Origin of the sequence: Protaetiibacter mangrovi (assembly GCF_024752305.1) — a bacterium.
Taxonomy (GTDB): Bacteria; Actinomycetota; Actinomycetes; order Actinomycetales; family Microbacteriaceae; genus Homoserinibacter; species Homoserinibacter mangrovi.
The window spans coordinates 135,308-153,723 of the sequence record NZ_JANTHX010000005.1 but is presented as its reverse complement, the minus strand read 5'-3'; the positions used below and the strand labels follow the sequence as shown (position 1 = coordinate 153,723).

At 72.9% G+C, this 18,416-nt stretch carries 18 protein-coding genes; 11 read left to right on the top strand and 7 right to left on the bottom strand.

The features are described 5' to 3' along the window. Positions 1–24 precede the first annotated feature (24 nt). The gene (locus NUH29_RS05575; RefSeq protein ID WP_258798039.1) at positions 25–681 is read left to right on the top strand and encodes a hypothetical protein; all 657 of its coding nucleotides are present in this window, start codon (positions 25–27) and stop codon (positions 679–681) included. A 6-nt stretch (positions 682–687) separates the two neighbouring features. Here NUH29_RS05575 and NUH29_RS05570 read toward each other — a convergent pair whose 3' ends face one another. Further along, positions 688–1,539 carry a PHP domain-containing protein gene (locus NUH29_RS05570; RefSeq protein WP_258798038.1) on the bottom strand — a complete coding sequence of 284 codons (852 nt, stop codon included), beginning with the start codon at positions 1,537–1,539 and terminating at the stop codon, positions 688–690. 55 nt (positions 1,540–1,594) lie between these two features. Between NUH29_RS05570 and NUH29_RS05565 the strand changes: the two genes are divergently transcribed. The 3 genes from NUH29_RS05565 (at position 1,595) to NUH29_RS05555 (ending at position 6,417) form a co-directional block, all read left to right on the top strand. Further along, positions 1,595–2,614, top strand: a complete 1,020-nt coding sequence (locus tag NUH29_RS05565; RefSeq protein WP_258798037.1) for an endonuclease/exonuclease/phosphatase family protein — start codon at positions 1,595–1,597, stop codon at positions 2,612–2,614. Positions 2,615–2,649: 35 nt separating this feature from the next. Beyond that, positions 2,650–4,101 carry an aminopeptidase P family protein gene (locus NUH29_RS05560; protein WP_258798036.1) on the top strand — a complete coding sequence of 484 codons (1,452 nt, stop codon included), beginning with the start codon at positions 2,650–2,652 and terminating at the stop codon, positions 4,099–4,101. 189 nt (positions 4,102–4,290) lie between these two features. Then, entirely contained in the window at positions 4,291–6,417 is a 2,127-nt protein-coding gene (locus tag NUH29_RS05555; RefSeq protein WP_308445749.1) for an alpha-amylase family glycosyl hydrolase, read from the top strand. 52 nt (positions 6,418–6,469) lie between these two features. On the opposite strand, the gene NUH29_RS05550 is transcribed toward NUH29_RS05555, so the two are convergent. Then, the gene (locus NUH29_RS05550; RefSeq protein WP_258798035.1) at positions 6,470–7,384 is read right to left on the bottom strand and encodes a TetR/AcrR family transcriptional regulator; all 915 of its coding nucleotides are present in this window, start codon (positions 7,382–7,384) and stop codon (positions 6,470–6,472) included. 111 nt (positions 7,385–7,495) lie between these two features. Between NUH29_RS05550 and NUH29_RS05545 the strand changes: the two genes are divergently transcribed. Both NUH29_RS05545 and NUH29_RS05540 read left to right on the top strand, forming a co-directional pair. Continuing rightward, entirely contained in the window at positions 7,496–8,371 is an 876-nt protein-coding gene (locus tag NUH29_RS05545; protein ID WP_258798034.1) for an ATP-binding cassette domain-containing protein, read from the top strand. A gap of 5 nt (positions 8,372–8,376) precedes the next feature. Further along, positions 8,377–9,171: an ABC transporter permease gene (locus NUH29_RS05540; protein WP_258798033.1), complete on the top strand. Its 795-nt coding sequence runs from the start codon at positions 8,377–8,379 to the stop codon at positions 9,169–9,171. Here NUH29_RS05540 and NUH29_RS05535 read toward each other — a convergent pair. Then, positions 9,168–9,650 (bottom strand): general stress protein, encoded by a 483-nt coding sequence (locus tag NUH29_RS05535; protein WP_258798032.1) that lies wholly within the window; start codon positions 9,648–9,650, stop codon positions 9,168–9,170. The genes NUH29_RS05540 and NUH29_RS05535 overlap by 4 nt on opposite strands. Positions 9,651–9,686: 36 nt before the next feature. Here NUH29_RS05535 and NUH29_RS05530 point away from each other — a divergent pair, with 36 nt between their 5' ends. Genes NUH29_RS05530 through NUH29_RS05520 form a run of 3 tightly spaced genes read left to right on the top strand, consistent with a single transcriptional unit; the run spans position 9,687 to position 12,548 of the window. Further along, on the top strand, positions 9,687–10,994 hold the full coding sequence (locus NUH29_RS05530) for a magnesium transporter MgtE N-terminal domain-containing protein (RefSeq protein ID WP_258798031.1): 1,308 nt from the start codon (positions 9,687–9,689) through the stop codon (positions 10,992–10,994). Then, entirely contained in the window at positions 10,981–11,487 is a 507-nt protein-coding gene (locus tag NUH29_RS05525) for a DUF1003 domain-containing protein (protein WP_258798030.1), read from the top strand. Before NUH29_RS05530 ends, NUH29_RS05525 begins: the two co-directional genes overlap by 14 nt. Beyond that, a complete protein-coding gene (locus tag NUH29_RS05520; protein ID WP_258798029.1) occupies positions 11,484–12,548 on the top strand; it encodes a P-loop NTPase in 1,065 nt (354 codons plus the stop codon). The genes NUH29_RS05525 and NUH29_RS05520 overlap by 4 nt, the downstream gene beginning before the upstream one ends. Here the strand turns inward: NUH29_RS05520 and NUH29_RS05515 are convergent. Both NUH29_RS05515 and NUH29_RS05510 read right to left on the bottom strand, forming a co-directional pair. Then, complete coding sequence (locus tag NUH29_RS05515; RefSeq protein WP_258798028.1) at positions 12,545–14,005, bottom strand: pyridoxal phosphate-dependent decarboxylase family protein; 1,461 nt, start codon at positions 14,003–14,005, stop codon at positions 12,545–12,547. The genes NUH29_RS05520 and NUH29_RS05515 overlap by 4 nt on opposite strands. Then, positions 14,002–15,390 (bottom strand): MFS transporter, encoded by a 1,389-nt coding sequence (locus NUH29_RS05510; RefSeq protein WP_258798027.1) that lies wholly within the window; start codon positions 15,388–15,390, stop codon positions 14,002–14,004. The genes NUH29_RS05515 and NUH29_RS05510 overlap by 4 nt, the downstream gene beginning before the upstream one ends. A 95-nt stretch (positions 15,391–15,485) precedes the next feature. On the opposite strand from NUH29_RS05510, the gene NUH29_RS05505 reads away from it, so the two are divergent. After that, positions 15,486–17,036: a succinic semialdehyde dehydrogenase gene (locus tag NUH29_RS05505; protein ID WP_258798026.1), complete on the top strand. Its 1,551-nt coding sequence runs from the start codon at positions 15,486–15,488 to the stop codon at positions 17,034–17,036. A gap of 16 nt (positions 17,037–17,052) precedes the next feature. Here NUH29_RS05505 and NUH29_RS05500 read toward each other — a convergent pair whose 3' ends face one another. After that, a complete protein-coding gene (locus NUH29_RS05500) occupies positions 17,053–17,433 on the bottom strand; it encodes a twin-arginine translocase TatA/TatE family subunit (RefSeq protein WP_258798025.1) in 381 nt (126 codons plus the stop codon). A gap of 57 nt (positions 17,434–17,490) precedes the next feature. Between NUH29_RS05500 and NUH29_RS05495 the strand changes: the two genes are divergently transcribed. After that, positions 17,491–18,123: an O-methyltransferase gene (locus NUH29_RS05495; protein ID WP_258798024.1), complete on the top strand. Its 633-nt coding sequence runs from the start codon at positions 17,491–17,493 to the stop codon at positions 18,121–18,123. A gap of 57 nt (positions 18,124–18,180) precedes the next feature. Here NUH29_RS05495 and NUH29_RS05490 read toward each other — a convergent pair whose 3' ends face one another. Further along, a complete protein-coding gene (locus NUH29_RS05490) occupies positions 18,181–18,351 on the bottom strand; it encodes a DUF3117 domain-containing protein (protein WP_130489111.1) in 171 nt (56 codons plus the stop codon). Positions 18,352–18,416: the final 65 nt, after the last annotated feature.

The window sequence follows — 18,416 nt, the reverse complement described above, 5'->3', positions numbered from 1 at the left end:
TGACACCGATCCGAGGAGCAGACCATGGCCGTCCGAACCCACGCCGCAGGCGCCGCGACCGCGCTCGCCGCCGCGGCGCTGATCCTCGGCGGATGCACCGCCCCCTCCGGCGGCACCGCCGACCCCGCCCCCGACTCCGCCGGCGGCGAGGGCGCGGGCGCCCGCGACTGCCTCATCGCCCACGAGCCGTGGTCGCTCGACCTCGACCGGCTGCTCGACGAGCACCTGCAGTACTTCTCCTCGCTCGCACCCGACGCCACCCCGAGCGCCTGGTCGGCGGAGGGCACCGCGACGATGGAGTTCGACGACGCGAGCAGCTCCTGGGTCTTCACGGCCGACGGCGTCGTGTTCACGGCGACGATCCCGACCGACGACGGGCCGATCGTGCCCCGCTCGGTGCAGGCCGAATCGCAGACGGGCGAGTTCGAGGTGGTCGACGACCGCTGGCTCACGGTGCGCGTGCCCACCTCCGAGGTGCACGTGGACGAGGCGACGACGGCCCTGCCCGACGGCTCGGTGGCCGACGGCTTCCTGCCGATCGGCTCGCCCCCCGTCTTCCCCTGGTCGCGCGACATCGTCACGGGCGAGACCGAGGTCACCTACGGCTTCACCTGCTCGCCGAGCGAGCTCGTGTTCACCACCTCGGCGCCCTACGGCTGGCACTTCGTGCCGGGCGTGTGAGCCCCCTCAGCCGCGCACCGGCCGAGAGCCCGTCGCACGGGCCACGATCGCCGCGTAGACCTCGGGCGAGGTGGTGTTCTCGGCGAGCCGGTTCGGCTTGCCCGCCCCGTGGTAGTCGCTCGATCCCGTCGTGAGCAGCCCGAAACGGCGGGCGAGATCCGACCAGTGCGCGCGGGAGGCGGGCGGGTTGTCGCGGTGGTCGAGCTCGATGCCCGCGAGTCCCGCGTCGACCAGCTTCCGCATGCGCGCATCCGACAGCACCCGCTGCGGTCCGCGGGCGCCCGGATGCGCGATCACGGCCACGCCGCCCGCGCCCGTGATGAGCCGCACCCCCTCGACCGGCGGCGGCGCCTCGTGCGGGCGGTAGTACCCGCCCTGCCAGTGCAGGATCGTCTGGAACGCGGCGGTGCGGTCCGGCACGTGCCCCCGCGCGACGAGCGCATCGGCGATGTGCGGGCGCCCGACCGTGGCGCCCGGCGTGGTCTGGGCGAGCACGTCGTCCCAGCTGAGCGCGTAGTCGACCGAGATGCGCCGCACCATCGACTCCGCTCGATGCAGGCGCTCGGAGCGGATGGCGGCCGTCGCCGCCACGAGATCCGCATCGGCGGGGTCCACGAGATACCCGAGGATGTGCACGCTCGCGTAGTCTAGCTGGGTCGACAGCTCGATCCCCGGCACCAGTTCGAGCCCGGTGCCCGCGGCGGCGGCGATCGCCTGATCCCAGCCGGCCGTCGAATCGTGGTCGGTGATCGCGAGCGCACCGAGCCCCGCGACGACGCCCGCCGCGACCAGCTCCCCCGGCGACTCGGTGCCGTCGGACACGCTCGAATGGGCGTGCAGATCGATCGGACCGGGCATCCCCTCATGCTAGGACGCCCGGTGCGGCCGCGCCGGTCGCCTAGGCTCGGAGACGATGATCGGACGCCTCCTCGCCGCCGCGGTCACCCTCGCCGTCGCCGCCCTGCTCCTCGCCGCCTGCTGGCCCCAGCTGTTCGGGCTCGAGCAGGTGTTCGGGGTGGCCCAGCTCGTCTCGCTGCGCGGGCTGGCGGCGCTCGTGGCCGTGCTCGCCGGCGTGCTGCTGACCCTGTTCGCCCTGCTGCTGTACCGGATCCGGCGCTTCCTCGCCGGCCTCGCGGTGCTGCTCCTCGTCTTCGGCGTGGTGACCACGGGGGTGCTCGCGGTGCGCGGCGTCGGCGGGGGCGCGTTCCAGACGACGGCGTCGGGCGATCTGATCGTGCTGTCGTGGAACACGCTCGGCGACGCCCCCGGGCCCGACGCGATCGCGGGCCTCGCGATCGACCAGGGCGCCGACGTCGTCGCGCTCCCCGAGACCAGCCACGAGGCGGGCGTGGCGGTGCAGGCGCTCCTCGCGGTGGCCGGCCACCCCATGCAGCTCGTCGACCGACAGCTCGACACGATCTCGAAGGCGCGCTCGACCGTGCTGCTCATCAGCACCGAGCTCGGCGAGTACCGACGTGACGACGACGCCGGCACGACGCCGACCCTGCCGAGCGTCGTCGCGGTGCCCGTCGACGGCACCGGTCCGACGATCGTCGCGGCGCATCCGGTGGCCCCCGTCCCGGGCGAGATGGACAACTGGCGCGACGGGCTCGCCTGGCTCGCCGAGCGCTGCGCCGACGCCGACGCCGACGTGGTGGTCGCGGGCGACCTGAACTCGACCCTCGACCACTGGGCGCATCTCGGCTCGGACGCCGGCATCGGCGCCTGCGACGACGTGGCACGGGCGGTCGGCGCGGCGGCGCTCGGCACCTGGCCCGCCATCATGCCGCCGTTGCTCGGCTCCCCGATCGACCACGTGCTCGCCACGTCCGCCTGGCAGCCGATCGGGTTCCGCGTGATCGAGTCGCTCGACGGTTCGGGATCCGACCACCGGCCGGTCGTCGCACAGCTGCGCCCCGACCCGGGATCGTAGAGGCGGCTCCCGGCGTCGGGTGGGAGGATGGGGGCATGGCTGACAGCACCCCCGTCGACACCGCCGCGCCCGCCGCCACCCCCTCGGCGACCGCGAACCGCTCCACCACCCCCACCTCCGACGCCTTCCGCGAGTTCATCTTCGGCGGCTGGGCCGACCGGCCCGACGTCGCCCCCTCGCCCCGAGCCCAGGCGGCGTTCGCCGCGGCGCGACGGCTGCGCCTCGCCGCCGCCTTCCCGACGGCGACGCTCGTGATCCCGGCGGGGCCCGCGAAGGTGCGCTCCAACGACACCGACTACCCCTACCGCGCCCACTCCGCGTTCTCGCACCTCACCGGCTGGGCGAGCGACACCGTGCCGGGCGCGGTGCTCGTCATCGGCCCGGGCGAGGACGCCCCCGCCACCCTGTTCTTCACGCCCACCGCCGGGCGCGACTCCGACGAGTTCTACGCCAACGCGGCGATCGGCGAGTTCTGGACCGGCCCGCGCCCGTCGCTCGCGCACGTCGCCGCCGACCTCGCGCTCGCCACCCGCCCCCTCGCCGAGCTCGCCGTCGCAGGCGACGAGGTGCTCGTGCTGCGCGGGGTCGACCCGGCGGCCGACGAGCTGGCGTCGGCGAGCGCCGCCGAGGCCGAGCTGCTGCGCACCGTCAGCGAGCTGCGCCTCGTGAAGGACGAGTACGAGATCGCCGAGATGCGCGCCGCCGTCGAAGCGACCCGCACCGGCTTCGACGACGTCATCGCCGACGTGCCGCAGATCGTCGCCCACCCGCGCGGCGAGCGGCTCGTCGAGGGCACCTTCAACCGTCGCGCACGCGCCGACGGCAACACGGTCGGCTACGACACGATCGCCGCCTCCGGACCCCACGCCTGCATCCTGCACTGGACCCGCAACGACGGCCCCGTCGTGCCGGGCGACCTGCTGCTGCTCGACGCGGGGGTCGAGCTCGACTCGCTCTACACGGCCGACATCACGCGCACGCTGCCGATCTCGGGCACCTTCACCGAGGTGCAGCGCCGCGTCTACGAGGCCGTGCGGGAGGCGGCGGATGCGGCGTTCGCGATCGTGCGCCCCGGCATCCGCTTCCGCGAGGTGCACGCCGCGGCGATGAAGGTCATCGCCGCCCGCACCGCCGAGTGGGGCTTCCTGCCGGTGGCGGCCGAGGAGTCGCTCGAGCCCGACGCACAGTTCCACCGCCGCTACATGGTGCACGGCACGAGCCACCACCTCGGCATCGACGTGCACGACTGCGCGCAAGCGCGGCGCGAGCTCTACCTCGACGGCGTGCTCGAACCGGGCATGGTGTTCACGATCGAGCCGGGCCTCTACTTCCAGCCCGACGACCTCACCGTGCCCGAGGAGTACCGCGGCATCGGCGTGCGCATCGAGGACGACATCCTGGTGACCGCCGACGGAGCAGAGAACCTGTCGGCCGGCATCCCGCGCACGGCCGACGAGGTCGAGGAGTGGATGGCGTCCGCGCGCTGAGCTGAGCCGCTCCGCGGGCGTGGGGTGCCGCTTTCGCGACGCATGCCCCCGCGTGCCGCCTTCGGCGGCGCGCTCCCGCCCGACCCGATGCCAGCGTCGCGAAAGCGGCACCCCACGCCCGCTGCGCTCGCACGCGGATCCGAGTGGAAGCGTTTGCATCGGGTGGGTGGGCGCTGTTAGCGTCGCGGCGTGCGCCGACGCCTCCCCCGCCCCGCGACCCTCGCGATCGTCGGGGCGGCGGTGCTCGCGCTCGTCGTCGGGCTCACCGGGCTCGCCGCCACCGCGGCCCCTCTGCTGCCCCGCGGGGCCTACACGGACGCGGATGCGGCCCTCATCCGGGATACGGCGCTGCCGGCGGGCGCCGGGCAGTCGTTCTACTTCGTGATGACCGACCGGTTCGCGAACGGCGACCCGACGAACGACACGGGGGGCCTCACGGGCGATCGGGACGCGACGGGGTTCGACCCCGCCGACACCGCCTACTACCAGGGTGGCGACCTCGCCGGCCTGCTCGACCGGCTGGACTACATCGAGGGCCTCGGGGTGAGCGCGGTGTGGCTCACGCCGAGCTTCGTCAACAAGCCCGTGCAGGGCATCGGAGCGGGCCGCTCGGCCGGCTATCACGGCTACTGGGTCACCGACTTCACCCGCATCGACCCGCACCTCGGCACGGATGCCGAGCTCGACGAGCTCGTCGACGCCCTGCACGCGCGCGGCATGAGGCTGTACTTCGACATCATCACCAACCACACGGCCGATGTGATCTCGTACGGATCCGCGGGCCACGGCTACATCGCCACCGCCGCGAAGCCCTACCTCGACGCCGACGGGAACCCGATCGACCTGGGGGCGGTCGCCGAGTCCGACGACTTCCCGGTGCTCGACGCCGCCACGAGCTTCCCCTACGTGCCCGAGGTGGACCCCGCGGAGGCCGACCTCAAGGTGCCGTCCTGGCTCAACGACGTCACCAAGTACCACAACCGCGGCGACACGACGTGGGCGGGCGAGTCGGTGACCCTCGGCGACTTCGCCGGTCTCGACGACCTGATGACCGAGGACCCGGCGGTGCTCGACGGCTTCGTCGACGTGTACTCCGCCTGGATGGATCGCGGGGTCGACGGGTTCCGGATCGACACGGTCAAGCACGTGAACTCGGAGTTCTGGCAGGGGTTCACCTCCGCGCTCGACACGCACGCGCAGGCGATCGGGCGCCCGGACTTCTTCGTCTTCGGCGAGGTGTACGACGCCGACCCCGCCGTGCTCGCGCCGTATGTGCGCGACGACGGCCTGGATGCGGTGCTCGACTTCCCGTTCCAGGCGGCCGCACTCGACTTCGTCAACGGCGCCGGGTCGCAGCACCTCTCCCAGGTGTTCTCCGACGATCCGGCGTACACGACGCCGTCGGGCGACGCCCGCGCCCTGCCGACCTTCCTCGGCAACCACGACATGGGCAGGGTCGGCTACCTGGTGCGCGACCAGGACGCGCTCGCCCGCGACGAGCTCGCGCAGCAGCTGCTGTTCCTCGCACGCGGCCAGCCCGTCGTGTACGCGGGCGACGAGCAGGGCTTCACGGGGGTCGGCGACGGCACCGACCGGCACGCGCGGCAGAGCCTGTTCGCGACGCGCGCCACCGAGTACGCCGACCAGACCCTGGTGACGGGCGAGACCGCGGGGGCGGTCGACCGCTACGACACCGACGCCCCGCTCTACGCGCTCGTCTCCGAGCTCGCGAACCTGCGCTCCTCGCATCCGGCGCTCGCGACCGGCGCGCAGCTCGAGCGCCTCGCCGACGGGTCGACGTACGCCTTCAGCCGCGTCGACGGCGACGAGAAGGTCGAGCACCTCGTGGTGCTCAACGCGAGCGCGAAGCCGGTGACCGTCGAGGTGCCGACGCTCACCCGCGGGGCCCGGTTCTCCCCGCTCTCCGGCACCGCGGACGAGGTGGGCGCCACCGCGGACGGCGTCGTCTCGGTCACGGTCCCCGCCATGTCGGCGGCGGTGTGGGTCGCCGACCGCGAGGTGACGAGCCCGGCGGCGGCCGTGACCCCGGTGTTCACCTCACCCGCCGCATCCGATGTGGACGGCATCGTGCACCTCGACGTCGACGCGGGGCCTCTGTGGAGCGAGACCTCCTTCGCGTGGCGCGTGGTGGGCACGGACACCTGGCACGCCATCGGCACGGCGACCGGCCCGGATCCGCGGGTCGTGCACGATGTGCGCGGCCTTGCCGGCGGCACGCGCCTCGAGTACCGCGCCGTCACCGTCGACGCCGCGGACCACCGCTCGGCGGCATCCGTCGTCGTGACGGTCTCCTGAGGCGTCACTTCGTGTCGCCTCAGGCATGGCCGAGGCGACACGAAGTGACGCCTCACCCGCGGCGGAGGCGCTCCCGGGCGTCGCGCAGGCGCTGACGCTCCCGCTGCCGCGCCTCGCGCAGGTGCTTCTCGGCCTCACGGCGGGCCTTGACCGCCTCCTTGACCTTCGGATCGCGTGCGGCCTGCTCCTCGAGCGGGTCGACCTCCGGCGGCTCGGGCGGCACGGTGCCGGCGGCGAGATAGGCCTCGACGCCGTCGAGCAGCCGGTCGAGCCCGAACGCGAAGGGGTCGCCTCCGGGGGTCGGGTCGAACGCGCCGGCGTCGAGCGCCCGCCGAACGAACGGCAGCTCCTCGGCGGTCACGAGCTCGCCCAGCATCCGCTCCGTCGCCGCGTCGAACGCATCGGGATCGCCCCCGCTCGCCACGACCGTCGAGTAGCCGCGCATGATCGTCGCCTGCCAGCGCACCTGGGCGATGAGGGCGAGCACCACGCCGAGCTTCGCGTCGTCGTCGACGGGCGCGTCGGCGAGCGCCGCGAGCGCGGTGTCGAGCCAGGCGAGGTTGTTCGGCGTCGAGGGGGTGCCGAGGATGGGGATGTCGAGCAGCCACGGGTGCTCGACGTAGGTCTCCGCCGAGGCGCGGGCCCACTCCCGCAGACGGGCGCGCACGCCCTCCTGTTCGAGCACGCTCTCGGGCGGCAGTCCGATCCCGCGCTCCTGCATGAGCACGAGCAGGTCGTCCTTGGCGCTCACGTAGCGGTAGAGCGACATCGGGGTGAACCCGAGCTCGCTCGCGACGGCCGCCATGGAGACGGATGGGAGTCCGCCGGCGTCGGCCAACTCGACCGCGACGTCGACGATGCGCTCGATCGAGAGCTCCCGTTTCGGCCCGCGCTGCGGGTTCGCGGCCACGCCCCAGGCGAGCGCGACGGCGCGCGGAAGCTCCGGGTCGGTCGGCATGTCGCTCATCGAGGCCTCATCGTATCCGCGCTTGACACGCGCTCCAACAACTGTGTATGTGTTAAACAGTAACGCATACGTCGTAAACAGTTTACGACGAAAACAGAGAAAGGAGACGTCGTGGACGCGATCACCGTGCGCGGCATCCGCAAGAGCTTCGGCGGCACCGAGGTGCTGCGCGGGGTCGAGCTGAGCGTGGCGGCCGGTACCGTCTTCGCCCTGCTCGGGCCGAACGGGGCGGGCAAGACCACGCTCATCAACATCCTCAGCACCCTCGTCGCCCCCGATGCCGGCACCGCGACCGTCGCGGGTCGCGACGTGGCGCGCGAGCCCGAGGAGGTCAAGCGCCGCATCAGCCTCACCGGGCAGTCGGCCGCCGTCGACGAGGTGCTCACCGGCCGCGAGAACCTGCGGATGATGGGCCGCCTGTCGGGTCTCGGCCGCCGGGCCGCCTCCCGCCGCGCCGACGAGCTGCTCGCCCGATTCGGATTGGACGACGCCGGCCGCAGGCGCGTCGCGACCTACTCGGGCGGCATGCGCCGACGCCTCGACCTCGCGATCAGCCTCATCCTCACGCCGCCCGTCGTCTTCCTCGACGAGCCGACGACCGGCCTCGACACCCGCAGCCGGCAGGCGCTGTGGGAGGAGATCCGCGGCCTCACCGCGAACGGCACCACGGTGCTGCTCACCACCCAGTACCTCGAGGAGGCCGACCGGCTCGCCGATCGCATCGCCGTCATCGAGCACGGCGCCGTGGTGGCCGAGGGCACCCCCGAGGAGCTCAAGGCGCGCGTCGGCGGCGAGGTGGTGACCCTCAGCGACCCGGAGGGCGCGGTGCTCGCCGAGCTGCCCACCGACGGAACCCTCGCGGGACTCCGCCGCGCGATCGCGGCGATCGACCACGAGTCGGCATCCGTCGCCCTCCGCTCCCCCAGCCTCGACGACGTCTTCCTCGCCGTCACGGGCACCCGCGAACCCGCCATCACGAAGGGATGACGACCATGACCGCACTCACCACGACCCCGCTCGCCTCACCCCCGCGGCCGACCACCGTGTTCGCGACCTTCGTGGCTCGCAGCATGCTGCACACCCTGCGCACCCCGGACGCGCTCATCATGGCGATCGCCCTGCCGACCATCCTCATGGTCCTGTTCACGCAGGTGTTCGGGGGCGCCATCGACCCGTCGGGCGGCTACGTCGACTACGTGGTGCCCGGCATCATCCTGCTGTGCGCCGGATTCGGTGCCGCCTCGACCGCGGTCGACGTCGCGAACGACATGAAGGCGGGCGTCATCGAGCGCTTCCGCACGATGCCGTTCCGTGCCGAGACGGTCATCGCGGGGCACGTCGTGGCGAGCCTGGTGCGCAACCTCGTCGCGACGGCGATCGTGATCCTGGTGGCCGTGCTGCTGGGCTTCCGCCCCTCGGCGACGCCGCTCGAATGGGCGGCGACGTTCGCGCTCGTGGCCGCCTACATCCTCGCCATCACCTACCTGTTCGCGGCGATCGGGCTCGCGGCGTCGAGTCCCGAGGCGGCGAGCGGCTACGGCTTCTTCCTGATGTTCCTGCCGTACCTCTCGAGCGCGTTCGTGCCGGTCGACACGATGCCCGAGTGGCTGCGCTGGATCGCCGACAACCAGCCGCTGACCCCCATCATCGAGACCATCCGCGGTCTGCTGCTCGGCACCGAGATCGGCGCCGACGGGTGGTGGGCGATCGGATGGTGCGCCCTCATCCTCGCGGTGGCGCTCGTGCTCACGCGCGTGCTGTTCCGCGCGAAGGCCGGGCGCCGCTAGGGGTTGCGCGCCAGCACGTCCTGGGCCCGGGTGAGGAACCCGGGTTCCAGGACGATCTGGTAGTTCGCCGCGAGCACCTGCGACACCGACTCGAAGTCGCGGTTGCGACGGCTGAGCGCGTAGCCGAACAGCTGCAGGAAGAGCCCGAGCGCCGCACCGATGAACACGGCCGCCGCGAACAGCTGCCACGAGAAGGTCGGCGAGAGGAAGCTCAGGAACAGCCCCAGGAAGATGCCGAGCCAGGCGCCCGACAGGATGCCGGAGAGCGCCGCGCGGTTCCAGGACCGCTTGCGGGTGATGACCTCGACGCTCGTGAGGCCGTTGCCGACGATCGCGAGCTTCGCCACCGGGAAGTCCGCCTTCGCGAGCCGGTCGACGACCTTCTGGGCCTCGGGGTAGCTGTCGTAGGTGCCGAGCACGTCACCGTGCGGCACCGATGTCGGCACCCCGGGGCGCGCGAAAGGCGAAGGGCTGGTCACCCCGTCATTCTGACATCCGACGGGTAGGGTTTTCCCGTGAGCGCCACGAGAGTCTTCGTCGCCCGTCTGGCCGGGTGCTCCGTCTTCGACCCCAACGGCGACCGGGTCGGCAAGGTGCGCGACGTGCTCGTCGTGTACCGCACCACGGGCTCCCCGCGGGTCGTCGGGCTGATCGTCGAGATCCCCGGACGCCGGCGCGTCTTCGTCTCGATCGGACGCGTCACGAGCATCGGAGCCGGTCAGATCATCACCACCGGCCTCATCAATCTGCGCCGCTTCGAGCAGCGCGGTGGCGAGGTGCGCGTGATCGCGGAGCTGCTCGGCCGACAGGTCTCGCTGCGCGACGGATCGGGGCGCGCCTCGATCGAGGACGTCGCCATCGAGGAGGCCGGCCCGGGCGAGTGGGTCGTGGGTGAGCTGTTCCTGCGCCGACCGCGCAGCAACCCCGCCCCGTTCGGCAAGGGCGCCACGGTGCTCGCCGCCTGGGACAAGGTGAGCGAGGTCACCGCACCCGGCGAATCGCAGTCCGCCGAGCAGCTCATCGCCACCTACGCCGACCTGCTGCCGGCCGACCTCGCCTCGACGCTGCTCGACCTCCCCGAGGAGCGCCGCATGGAGGTCGCCGAGGAGCTCTCCGACGACCGCCTCGCCGACGCCCTCGAGGAGATGCCCGAGCAGGAGCAGGTCGACATCCTGACCCAGCTCGACGACGAGCGCGCCGCCGACGTGCTCGACCAGATGCAGCCCGACGACGCGGCCGACCTGATCGCCCAGCTGCCGGAAGAGCGCGGCGAGGCGCTCCTCGAGCTCATGCAGCCCGAGGAGGCCGAGGATGTGCGCTTCCTGCTGAACTACGCCCCCGAGACCGCGGGCGGGCTCATGACGACCGAGCCCATCATCGTCTCGGCCGACGCGACGGTCGCCGAGGGGCTCGCCCTCATCCGCCGCCACGAGCTGGCCCCGGCGCTCGGCGCGGCGGTGTGCGTGACCCTGCCGCCGTACGAGCCGCCGACCGGCCGGTTCCTCGGCGTGGTGCACTTCCAGCGCATGCTGCGCTACCCGCCGCACGAGCGGCTCGGCACCCTCATCGACCCGAGCCTCGAGCCGGTCTCCCCCGACACCAGCGCGGCCGAGGTGTCGCGCATCCTGGCGTCGTACAACCTCGTCTCGCTTCCCGTCGTCGACGAGAAGCACCGGCTCGTCGGGGTGGTGACCATCGACGACGTCCTCGACTACCTCCTGCCGGATGACTGGCGAAGTACCCCGGCTGAGCCCGAACCCGTGAGCACGGGTACCGCAGCCATCCCGACCCGAGGAAGGAGGATCTCGCATGGCACGTCGTAACGAACCACGACTCGACTCGCCGAAGGGCATCCGCCCCGCGTTCGGCTTCCGCCCCTCGGGGCGCGACCGGATGGGGCGCTTCTCGGAGTCGTTCGCGCGCGCCATGGGAACCAGCTGGTTCCTCATCGGCATGACGGTGATCGTGGTGGTCTGGTTGACCTACAACACCCTCGCGCCCGAGGAGTACCAGTTCGACCCGCGCACGCAGAACTTCACCCTGCTGACGCTCATCCTGTCCCTGCAGGCCTCCTACGCCGCACCCCTCATCCTGTTGGCGCAGAACCGGCAGGACGACCGCGACCGCGTGCAGATCGAGCAGGACCGGCAGCGCGCCGAGCGCAACCTCGCCGACACCGAGTACCTGGCGCGCGAGGTGGTGGCCCTGCGGCTCGCGGTGAAGGAGATGGCGACGAAGGACTTCATCCGGGCGGAGCTGCGGGCGCTGCTCGAGGAGCTCGACAAGGAGAAGGAGCCGGACGAGGTCGCGAGGTGACCTCGTCCGGTCCCCTCGCCGACGCCGTGCGGGCCGCGCTCGCACGCGTGCAGGACCCGGAGATCCGTCGGCCGATCACCGAGCTCGACATGGTCGGCGCCGTCGAGGTGGCGGATGCCACCGCCCGCGTGGCGCTGCGCCTCACGATCGTCGGCTGCCCCGCCGCCGACCGCATCGAGCGCGACGTGCGGCAGGCGGTGCTCGCGGTTCCGGGGGTCGAGGCGATCGACCTCGAGATCGGCGTCATGACCCCGGCCGAGCGCGACGCGCTCGTCACCCGCCTGCGGGGCGAGCGCCGGATGCCGTTCGGCCCGGGCACCCTCACGCGCGTCGTCGCCATCACCTCCGGCAAGGGCGGTGTCGGCAAGTCGACCGTCACGGCGGAGCTCGCGGTGGCCCTCGCGGCGCGCGGGCTCGCGGTGGGCCTCGTCGACGCCGACGTGTTCGGCTTCTCGATCCCCGGCATCCTCGGCATCCCGGATGCGAAACCCACCCAGGTGGGCGACATGATCCTGCCGCCCGTGGCGCACGGGGTGAAGGTGATCTCGATCGGCATGTTCGTCGAGGACCGCACGCCGGTCTCGTGGCGGGGGCCCCTGCTGCACCGCACGATGCAGCAGTTCCTGACCGACGTCTACTTCGGCGACCTCGACGTGCTGTTGCTCGACCTGCCGCCCGGCACCGGCGACGTGGCGATCACGCTCGGACAGCTGCTGCCGAACGCCGAGGTGCTGGTCGTGACGACACCGCAGGCGGCCGCCGCCGACGTGGCGGAGCGTTCGGGCCTCGTCGCCCGGCAGACCGGGCAGACCGTGATCGGGGTCGTCGAGAACATGGCGGGCGGCGTGTTCGGCTCGGGCGGGGGCGACGAGGTCGCACGGCGCCTCGAGGTGCCGGTGCTCGCCCGCATCCCGCTCTCGGGCGCCGTCGCCGCGGGGGGCGACGCGGGCGCGCCGGTGGTGCTCGGCGACGGCTCCGACCCGGCGGCGGACGCGCTGATCGGCCTCGCGGACGCCCTGGTCGCGCGCGGCCGCGGCCTCGCGGGCCGCTCCCTGCTCTAGCGGGGTTCGACGAGCCGGCCCAGCAGCTCGACGAGCAGCCGCTCGGCGATCGGCGCCGGGAGCGCCTCGATGAGCGCCAGCAGCGGCGCCTGCGCGTCCGGCAGCTCGCCGCCCCCGCCGATGCCGATGCCCTGCAGCAGCGCCCACGCCGTGTCGGAGTCGAGCGCGCCGAGCGGCGGCAGCCCCGCGAGCAGCGCGGCGCCGTCGACGTGCGGCACGCCGCGCACGGCATCCGCTCCCGCCACCAGGGCGGCCGAGAGCTCGTCGACCACCGACTCGGTGACGGGGGTGATGGTGAGGTGCGTGGTCGACGGCAGCAGCTCGCCGCCCTCCTGGGCGAGAGCCGGCTGCAGCTGCAGCACGAAGCCGTGGCGCCGCACGGCGTCGGCCCAGTGGTGCGGGTCGACCCGGCGCTCGGCGGGCACCGAGTCGTCGACCGCGACCGCGAACAGCGGGCCCGTGGGCTCCCCCACGACCCGCAGCCCCTCGATGCCGTCGACGGTCGCCTGGAGCACGCGCGTGCTGCGCAGACACGACGCCGTCAGCTCGGCGAAGCCGCCCTGACCGAGCCACTGCGCGATCGCCCAGCCCGCGGCGAGGGGCGACGCCGACTTCGAGCCGAGCAGGGTGGGGTTGACGACCGGATACCCCGGCCAGCGGGTGGTCGCGAAGTACTGGTGGCGCTGGCGGTCGCGCCCGCGCTGCAGCAGCACCGAGACGCCCTTCGGCGCGTAGCCGTACTTGTGCAGATCGGCGCTGATGCTCGTGACCCCGGGCACCCGGAAGTCCCACGCCGGCAGCGGCTCGCCCGCGTCGTCCTCCCAGAACGGCAGCACGAGGCCGCCGATGCACGCGTCGACGTGCACGGGGATGCCGCGGGCCGCGGCGGCCTCCGCCACCTCGGCGACCGGATCGAGGGCGGCGAACGGGTAGTTCGGCGCCGACACCACGACCAGCGCCACGTCGTCGTCGAGACGCGCCACGAGGTCGCGGGCGTCGACCTCGCCCTCCGGCGACACCGGAACCAGGTCGAGCACGAGGTCGAAGTAGTGGGCCGCCTTCTGGAACGCCGCGTGCACCGTGACGGGCGCCAGCAGTCGCGGTCGCCCCTCGGGGTGCGCCTCGCGCCACACGTCGCGCGCGGTCTTGACGGCGAGCAGGCAGCTCTCGGTGCCGCCACTCGTCGCCGACCCGACGACCTCCGCGTCGCCGTTCAGCAGACCGCGCGTGAAGCCGACGAGCTCCGACTCGAGCACCCCCACGGAGCGGAACGTCGTGGGGTCGAGGCCGTTGACCGGCAGCACCTCCTGGATGGCGCGCTTCATGACGCGCTCGAGCTCGTCGAGGCCCGGGTCGTAGACGTAGCTCAGCACCCGGCCGCCATGCGTCGGCGGGTCGACGGCCCGCATAGCCGTCAGCCGGCCGATGATCTCGTCGACGTCGCCCGCGGGGTTCATCGTGTTCCCTCCTGGTCGGCCGCGGCATCCGCGGTGTCGGTCACGAAGTCGGCGCGTCGCAGCGGGTACCGGGCGAGCGTCCAGAGGCTCAGGCCGATCATGACGGCGGGCACGATGCTGAAGCTCAGCACGATGCCGGTGAGCGCGGTCGCCGACTGGTCGACCACAGCGCCGGCGACCGACTCCTGATAGCCGGTGGCGGCGAGCAACAGGGTCAGCAGCACCGCGCCGAGCGCCATGCCGGTGGTCTCGCCGGCCGTCCAGACCCCGCCGAAGATGCCCGCGCGCCCCGGGCCGTTGCGCCGCGCGTCGTCGGTGATGACGTCGGGCAGCATCGCCATCGGCAGGGTCTGCATGCCCGCATAGGCGGCGCCCGCGAGCGCGACCGGACCGTAGAGCCACGGGCCGGGCACCCAGACCAGCAGCACCAGCGAGAGCGCCGCGAGGCCGTACAGCACGCTCGCGAGACCGAACGCCCACTCCTTGCCGGTGCGGCGGGCGATGAGCGACCACAGCGGCGCGCAGACCAGGGCCGGCGCGATGAGCGCGAGGAACAGGTAGGTCGTGCCGCTGTCGTCCCGCAGCACCCACTTGGCGATGTAGGCGGCTCCCGCGAGCATCATCCCGGTCGCCAGCGCCTGCAGCAGGAAGGTGCCGAGCAGGTTGCGGAACGGCCGGCTGCCGCGCAGCGCCTCCACCCCGTCCCGGTAGTGGGCCGCGAACGAGCTGCGCGCGGGCGGCGCGGAGGGGAGGCTCCGGGGTGCCGAGGTGGTGGCGACGATCATGCCGACGCCGAGCAGCACCCCGGCGACGACCGACATCCAGAAGTAGCCGCCGTGGGTGGGGCCGCCGAACGCCTTGACGAGCTCGGGCCCGCCCGCCCCGAACAGCAGGATCGCGAGGGTCAGCACGACGACGCGAGCCGACAGCAGCCGGGTGCGCGCGTCGTAGTCGGTGACGAGCTCCGCGGGCAGCGCGATGTAGGGCACCTGGAAGAGGCTGAAGGCGGTGGCCGCGAGCACGAACGCGACCAGCACCCAGACGCCGCTCGCGACGGGCCCGAGACCGGGAAGCGCGGCGAAGGTCAGGATGAAGAACACCGGCAGCAGCAGGCCGCCCAGCAGCATGAACCGGCGCCGCGACCCGGTGAGGGCGAGGCTGCGGTCGCTGCGCCCGCCGATGAGCGGGTCGATGATCACGTCCCACACCTTCGCGACACCGATGATGACGCTCACCCAGATCGCGGCGACCCCGAGCGTGTCGGTGAGGTAGATAGCGAGCACGAGGCCCGGCAGGGTGGCGAATCCGCCCGTTCCGAGGGAGCCCGCGGCGTAGCGGGCGGTCACGGATGCGGTCAGCGGTCGGGTGCCGGACGGCGATGTCATGCGGGCCACCCTATCCGGGCGGCGGAGCCCTCACGTGCAGCCTCCCCCGCACAGGGGTCGCGAACTTGGACGCCCGTCCAAGTTAGACTCGCCGCATGCCCGGCCAGCTGCTGCCGCGGTCGCTCGCCGACGAGCTCACCACCGATCTCGCCGGCCGCGCCGCCACCCCCGTCCCCGTCATCGCCCCCTTCACGGGCGAGCAGCTCTACCTGCTGCCGCACGCGACGGTCGCCGAGGTCGAGCAGGCGGCGGCGCGGGCCCGCGACGCCCAGCGCGCGTGGTGGGAGGCGGGCGACGCGCACCGCCGATCCGTGCTGCTGGCGGGCCACGACCTGTTCCTCGAGCGGCGCGAGCTGCTGCTCGACGCGGTGCAGTCCGAGACGGGCAAGACCCGCGGACAGGCCTTCGAGGAGGTCTTCAACTCGGCCGCCGCCACCCGCTACGCCGCCCTCACGGCGCGCCGCATCCTGCGCACGGAGGGGCGCCGCGCCGGCATCCCGCTCGTCATGCGCACCAAGGTGCGTCGTGCGCCGAAGGGCCTCATCGGCGTCATCACGCCGTGGAACTACCCGCTGAGCCTCGCCCTCATGGACATCGCGCCGGCCCTCGCCACGGGCAACGCCGTCATCCAGAAGGCCGACGACCAGGGCACCCTCTCGGTGCTCCTCGCGCGACGCGCCTTCGTCGACGCGGGGCTGCCGCCCGAGGTGTGGCAGGTCGTCGCCGGCCCGGGCGCCGAGATCGGCTCGGCCGTCGTCGACCAGGCCGACTACGTGTGCTTCACCGGCTCGACCGCCACCGGCCGCACCGTCGCGCAGCGCGCCGCCGGTCGCCTCATCGGCGCGTCGATGGAGCTCGGCGGCAAGAACCCGCTCATCGTGCTCGACGACGTCGACCCCGAGAAGGCGGCGGCGGACGCGGCATACGGATGCTTCTCCGCGGCCGGGCAGCTGTGCGTCTCGATCGAGCGCATCTACGTCGAGAAGGGCGTCGCCGACCGCTTCATCCCGGCCTTCGCCGAGCGCGTCCGCAACCTCTCGCTCGGCGTGGACTTCGACTACACGGCCGACGTCGGCTCCCTCGCCACGCAGACCCAGCTCGAGCGCGTCACAGCCCACCTCGACGACGCCGTCGCGAAGGGTGCCACCGTGCTCGCCGGAGGTGCGGCCCGCCCCGACCTCGGCCCGTACGTCATGGAGCCGACCGTGCTCACCGACGTCACCGACGCCATGCAGTGCTTCGCGGGCGAGACCTTCGGCCCGCTCGTCGCCGTCACGGTGGTCGACGATGCGGATGCCGCGGTCGCCGCCGCCAACGCGAGCGAGTTCGGGCTCAACGCATCCGTGATGTCCGGTTCGCGCTCCCGCGCCCGCGCCGTCGCAGCGCGCGTGAAGGCCGGCTCGGTCAACGTCAACGAGGGCTACCGGGCGAGCTTCGGCTCGATCGACGCCCCCATGGGCGGCGTCAAGCACTCGGGTCTCGGGCGCCGCAACGGCCTCGACGGCCTGCTGCGTTTCACCGAGTCCACCACGGTCTCCGAGGCGACCGGCCTCATGCAGCTGCCCCGCACCGGCCCCGAGTTCGCGAAGCTCGTCGGCCTCATGGTGCTGACCCTGAAGTCGCTCAAGGCGATCCGCCGCCGCTGAGGAGGGCCAGCAGCCCCTACGTCGCCTCGACGTCGTACGGGGGGACGACACCCTTGCCGAGGCGTCGCTGCCGCAGCTCGTAGGCGGTCGCCGCGGAGCGCCGGGGCGCCGCCGGTCCGGCCGGGACGGACGCCGACGGGTCCTCCTCGAGCAGGGCGTCGCGGATGATGCGACGCGGGTCGTACTTGCGCGGGTCGAGTTTGGCCCAGTCGACCTCGTCGAAGTCCGGCCCCATCTCCTCGCGCATGCGGTCCTTGGCGCCGTTCGCCATGTCGCGCAGCGACCGGGTGAGGCGCGCGAGCTGCGCCGCATAGCCGGGCAGGCGCTCGGGGCCGACGAGGAAGATCGCGATCACGAAGATGATCAGGATCTTGTCGAAGGTCAACCCGAAGGACACCCGCTCAGGATAACCGTCGCCGGCTGGGCACGGCCTACGCTGGAACCCGGAGGCGACGTGAGCGACAAGGACCTGAGCTGGAAGTACGCCGAGGAGTTCTCGGGCGAGCCGGCGACCACGCAGCTCGCCCGCCAGCACTCGCTCGAGCTCGGCATCGACCCCGTCTCGCCCGCCGCCGGAGCGCAGCTCGCGGTGCTGGCCGCCGCGATCGACGCCCGCACCATCCTCGAGATCGGCACGGGAGCCGGCGTGAGCGGCCTCTGGCTGCTGCAGGGCGCCCCGGGCGCCACCCTCACGACGATCGACGTCGAGATCGACCACCAGAACCGCGCCCGCCAGGCGTATGCCGACGCGGGCATCCCCGCCGCCCGCACCCGGCTCATCGCGGGACGGGCCACCGAGGTGCTGCCGCGCATGAACGACGGCGCCTACGACCTGGTGCTCGTCGACGCGGATGCGGCATCCGTGCTCGACTACGTGGAGCACGGCCTGCGGATCGCGCGGAAGGGCGGCATCGTCGTCGTCGCGCACGCCCTCTGGCGCGGGCGGGTGGCCGACCCGGCGCACCGCGACGAGACGGTCGCCGACTACCGAGCGCTGCTCGCGACGATCGCGGAGTCGAGCGCCGTGACCGCCGCCCTCAGCACGGCCGGCGACGGCCTGCTGCAGCTCGTCAAGACCGCCGACTGAGACGCAGAAACCCCGCCGATCCGGAGGACCAGGCGGGGTTTCGCTTCAGGATGGGTTTCAGCCCGCGATGACGCCCGCGAGCGCGTCGTGCAGCTCCTTGGCCTCGTCATCGTTGACCGAGACCACGAGACGCCCCCCGCCCTCCAGCGGAACGCGCACGATGATGAGGCGACCCTCCTTCACAGCCTCCATCGGGCCGTCACCGGTCCTCGGCTTCATGGCTGCCATGAGATGTCCCCTTTCGACGGTTGCTCATCCCCATTATCCCGTATGCGGCGGACACGGGCCAATCC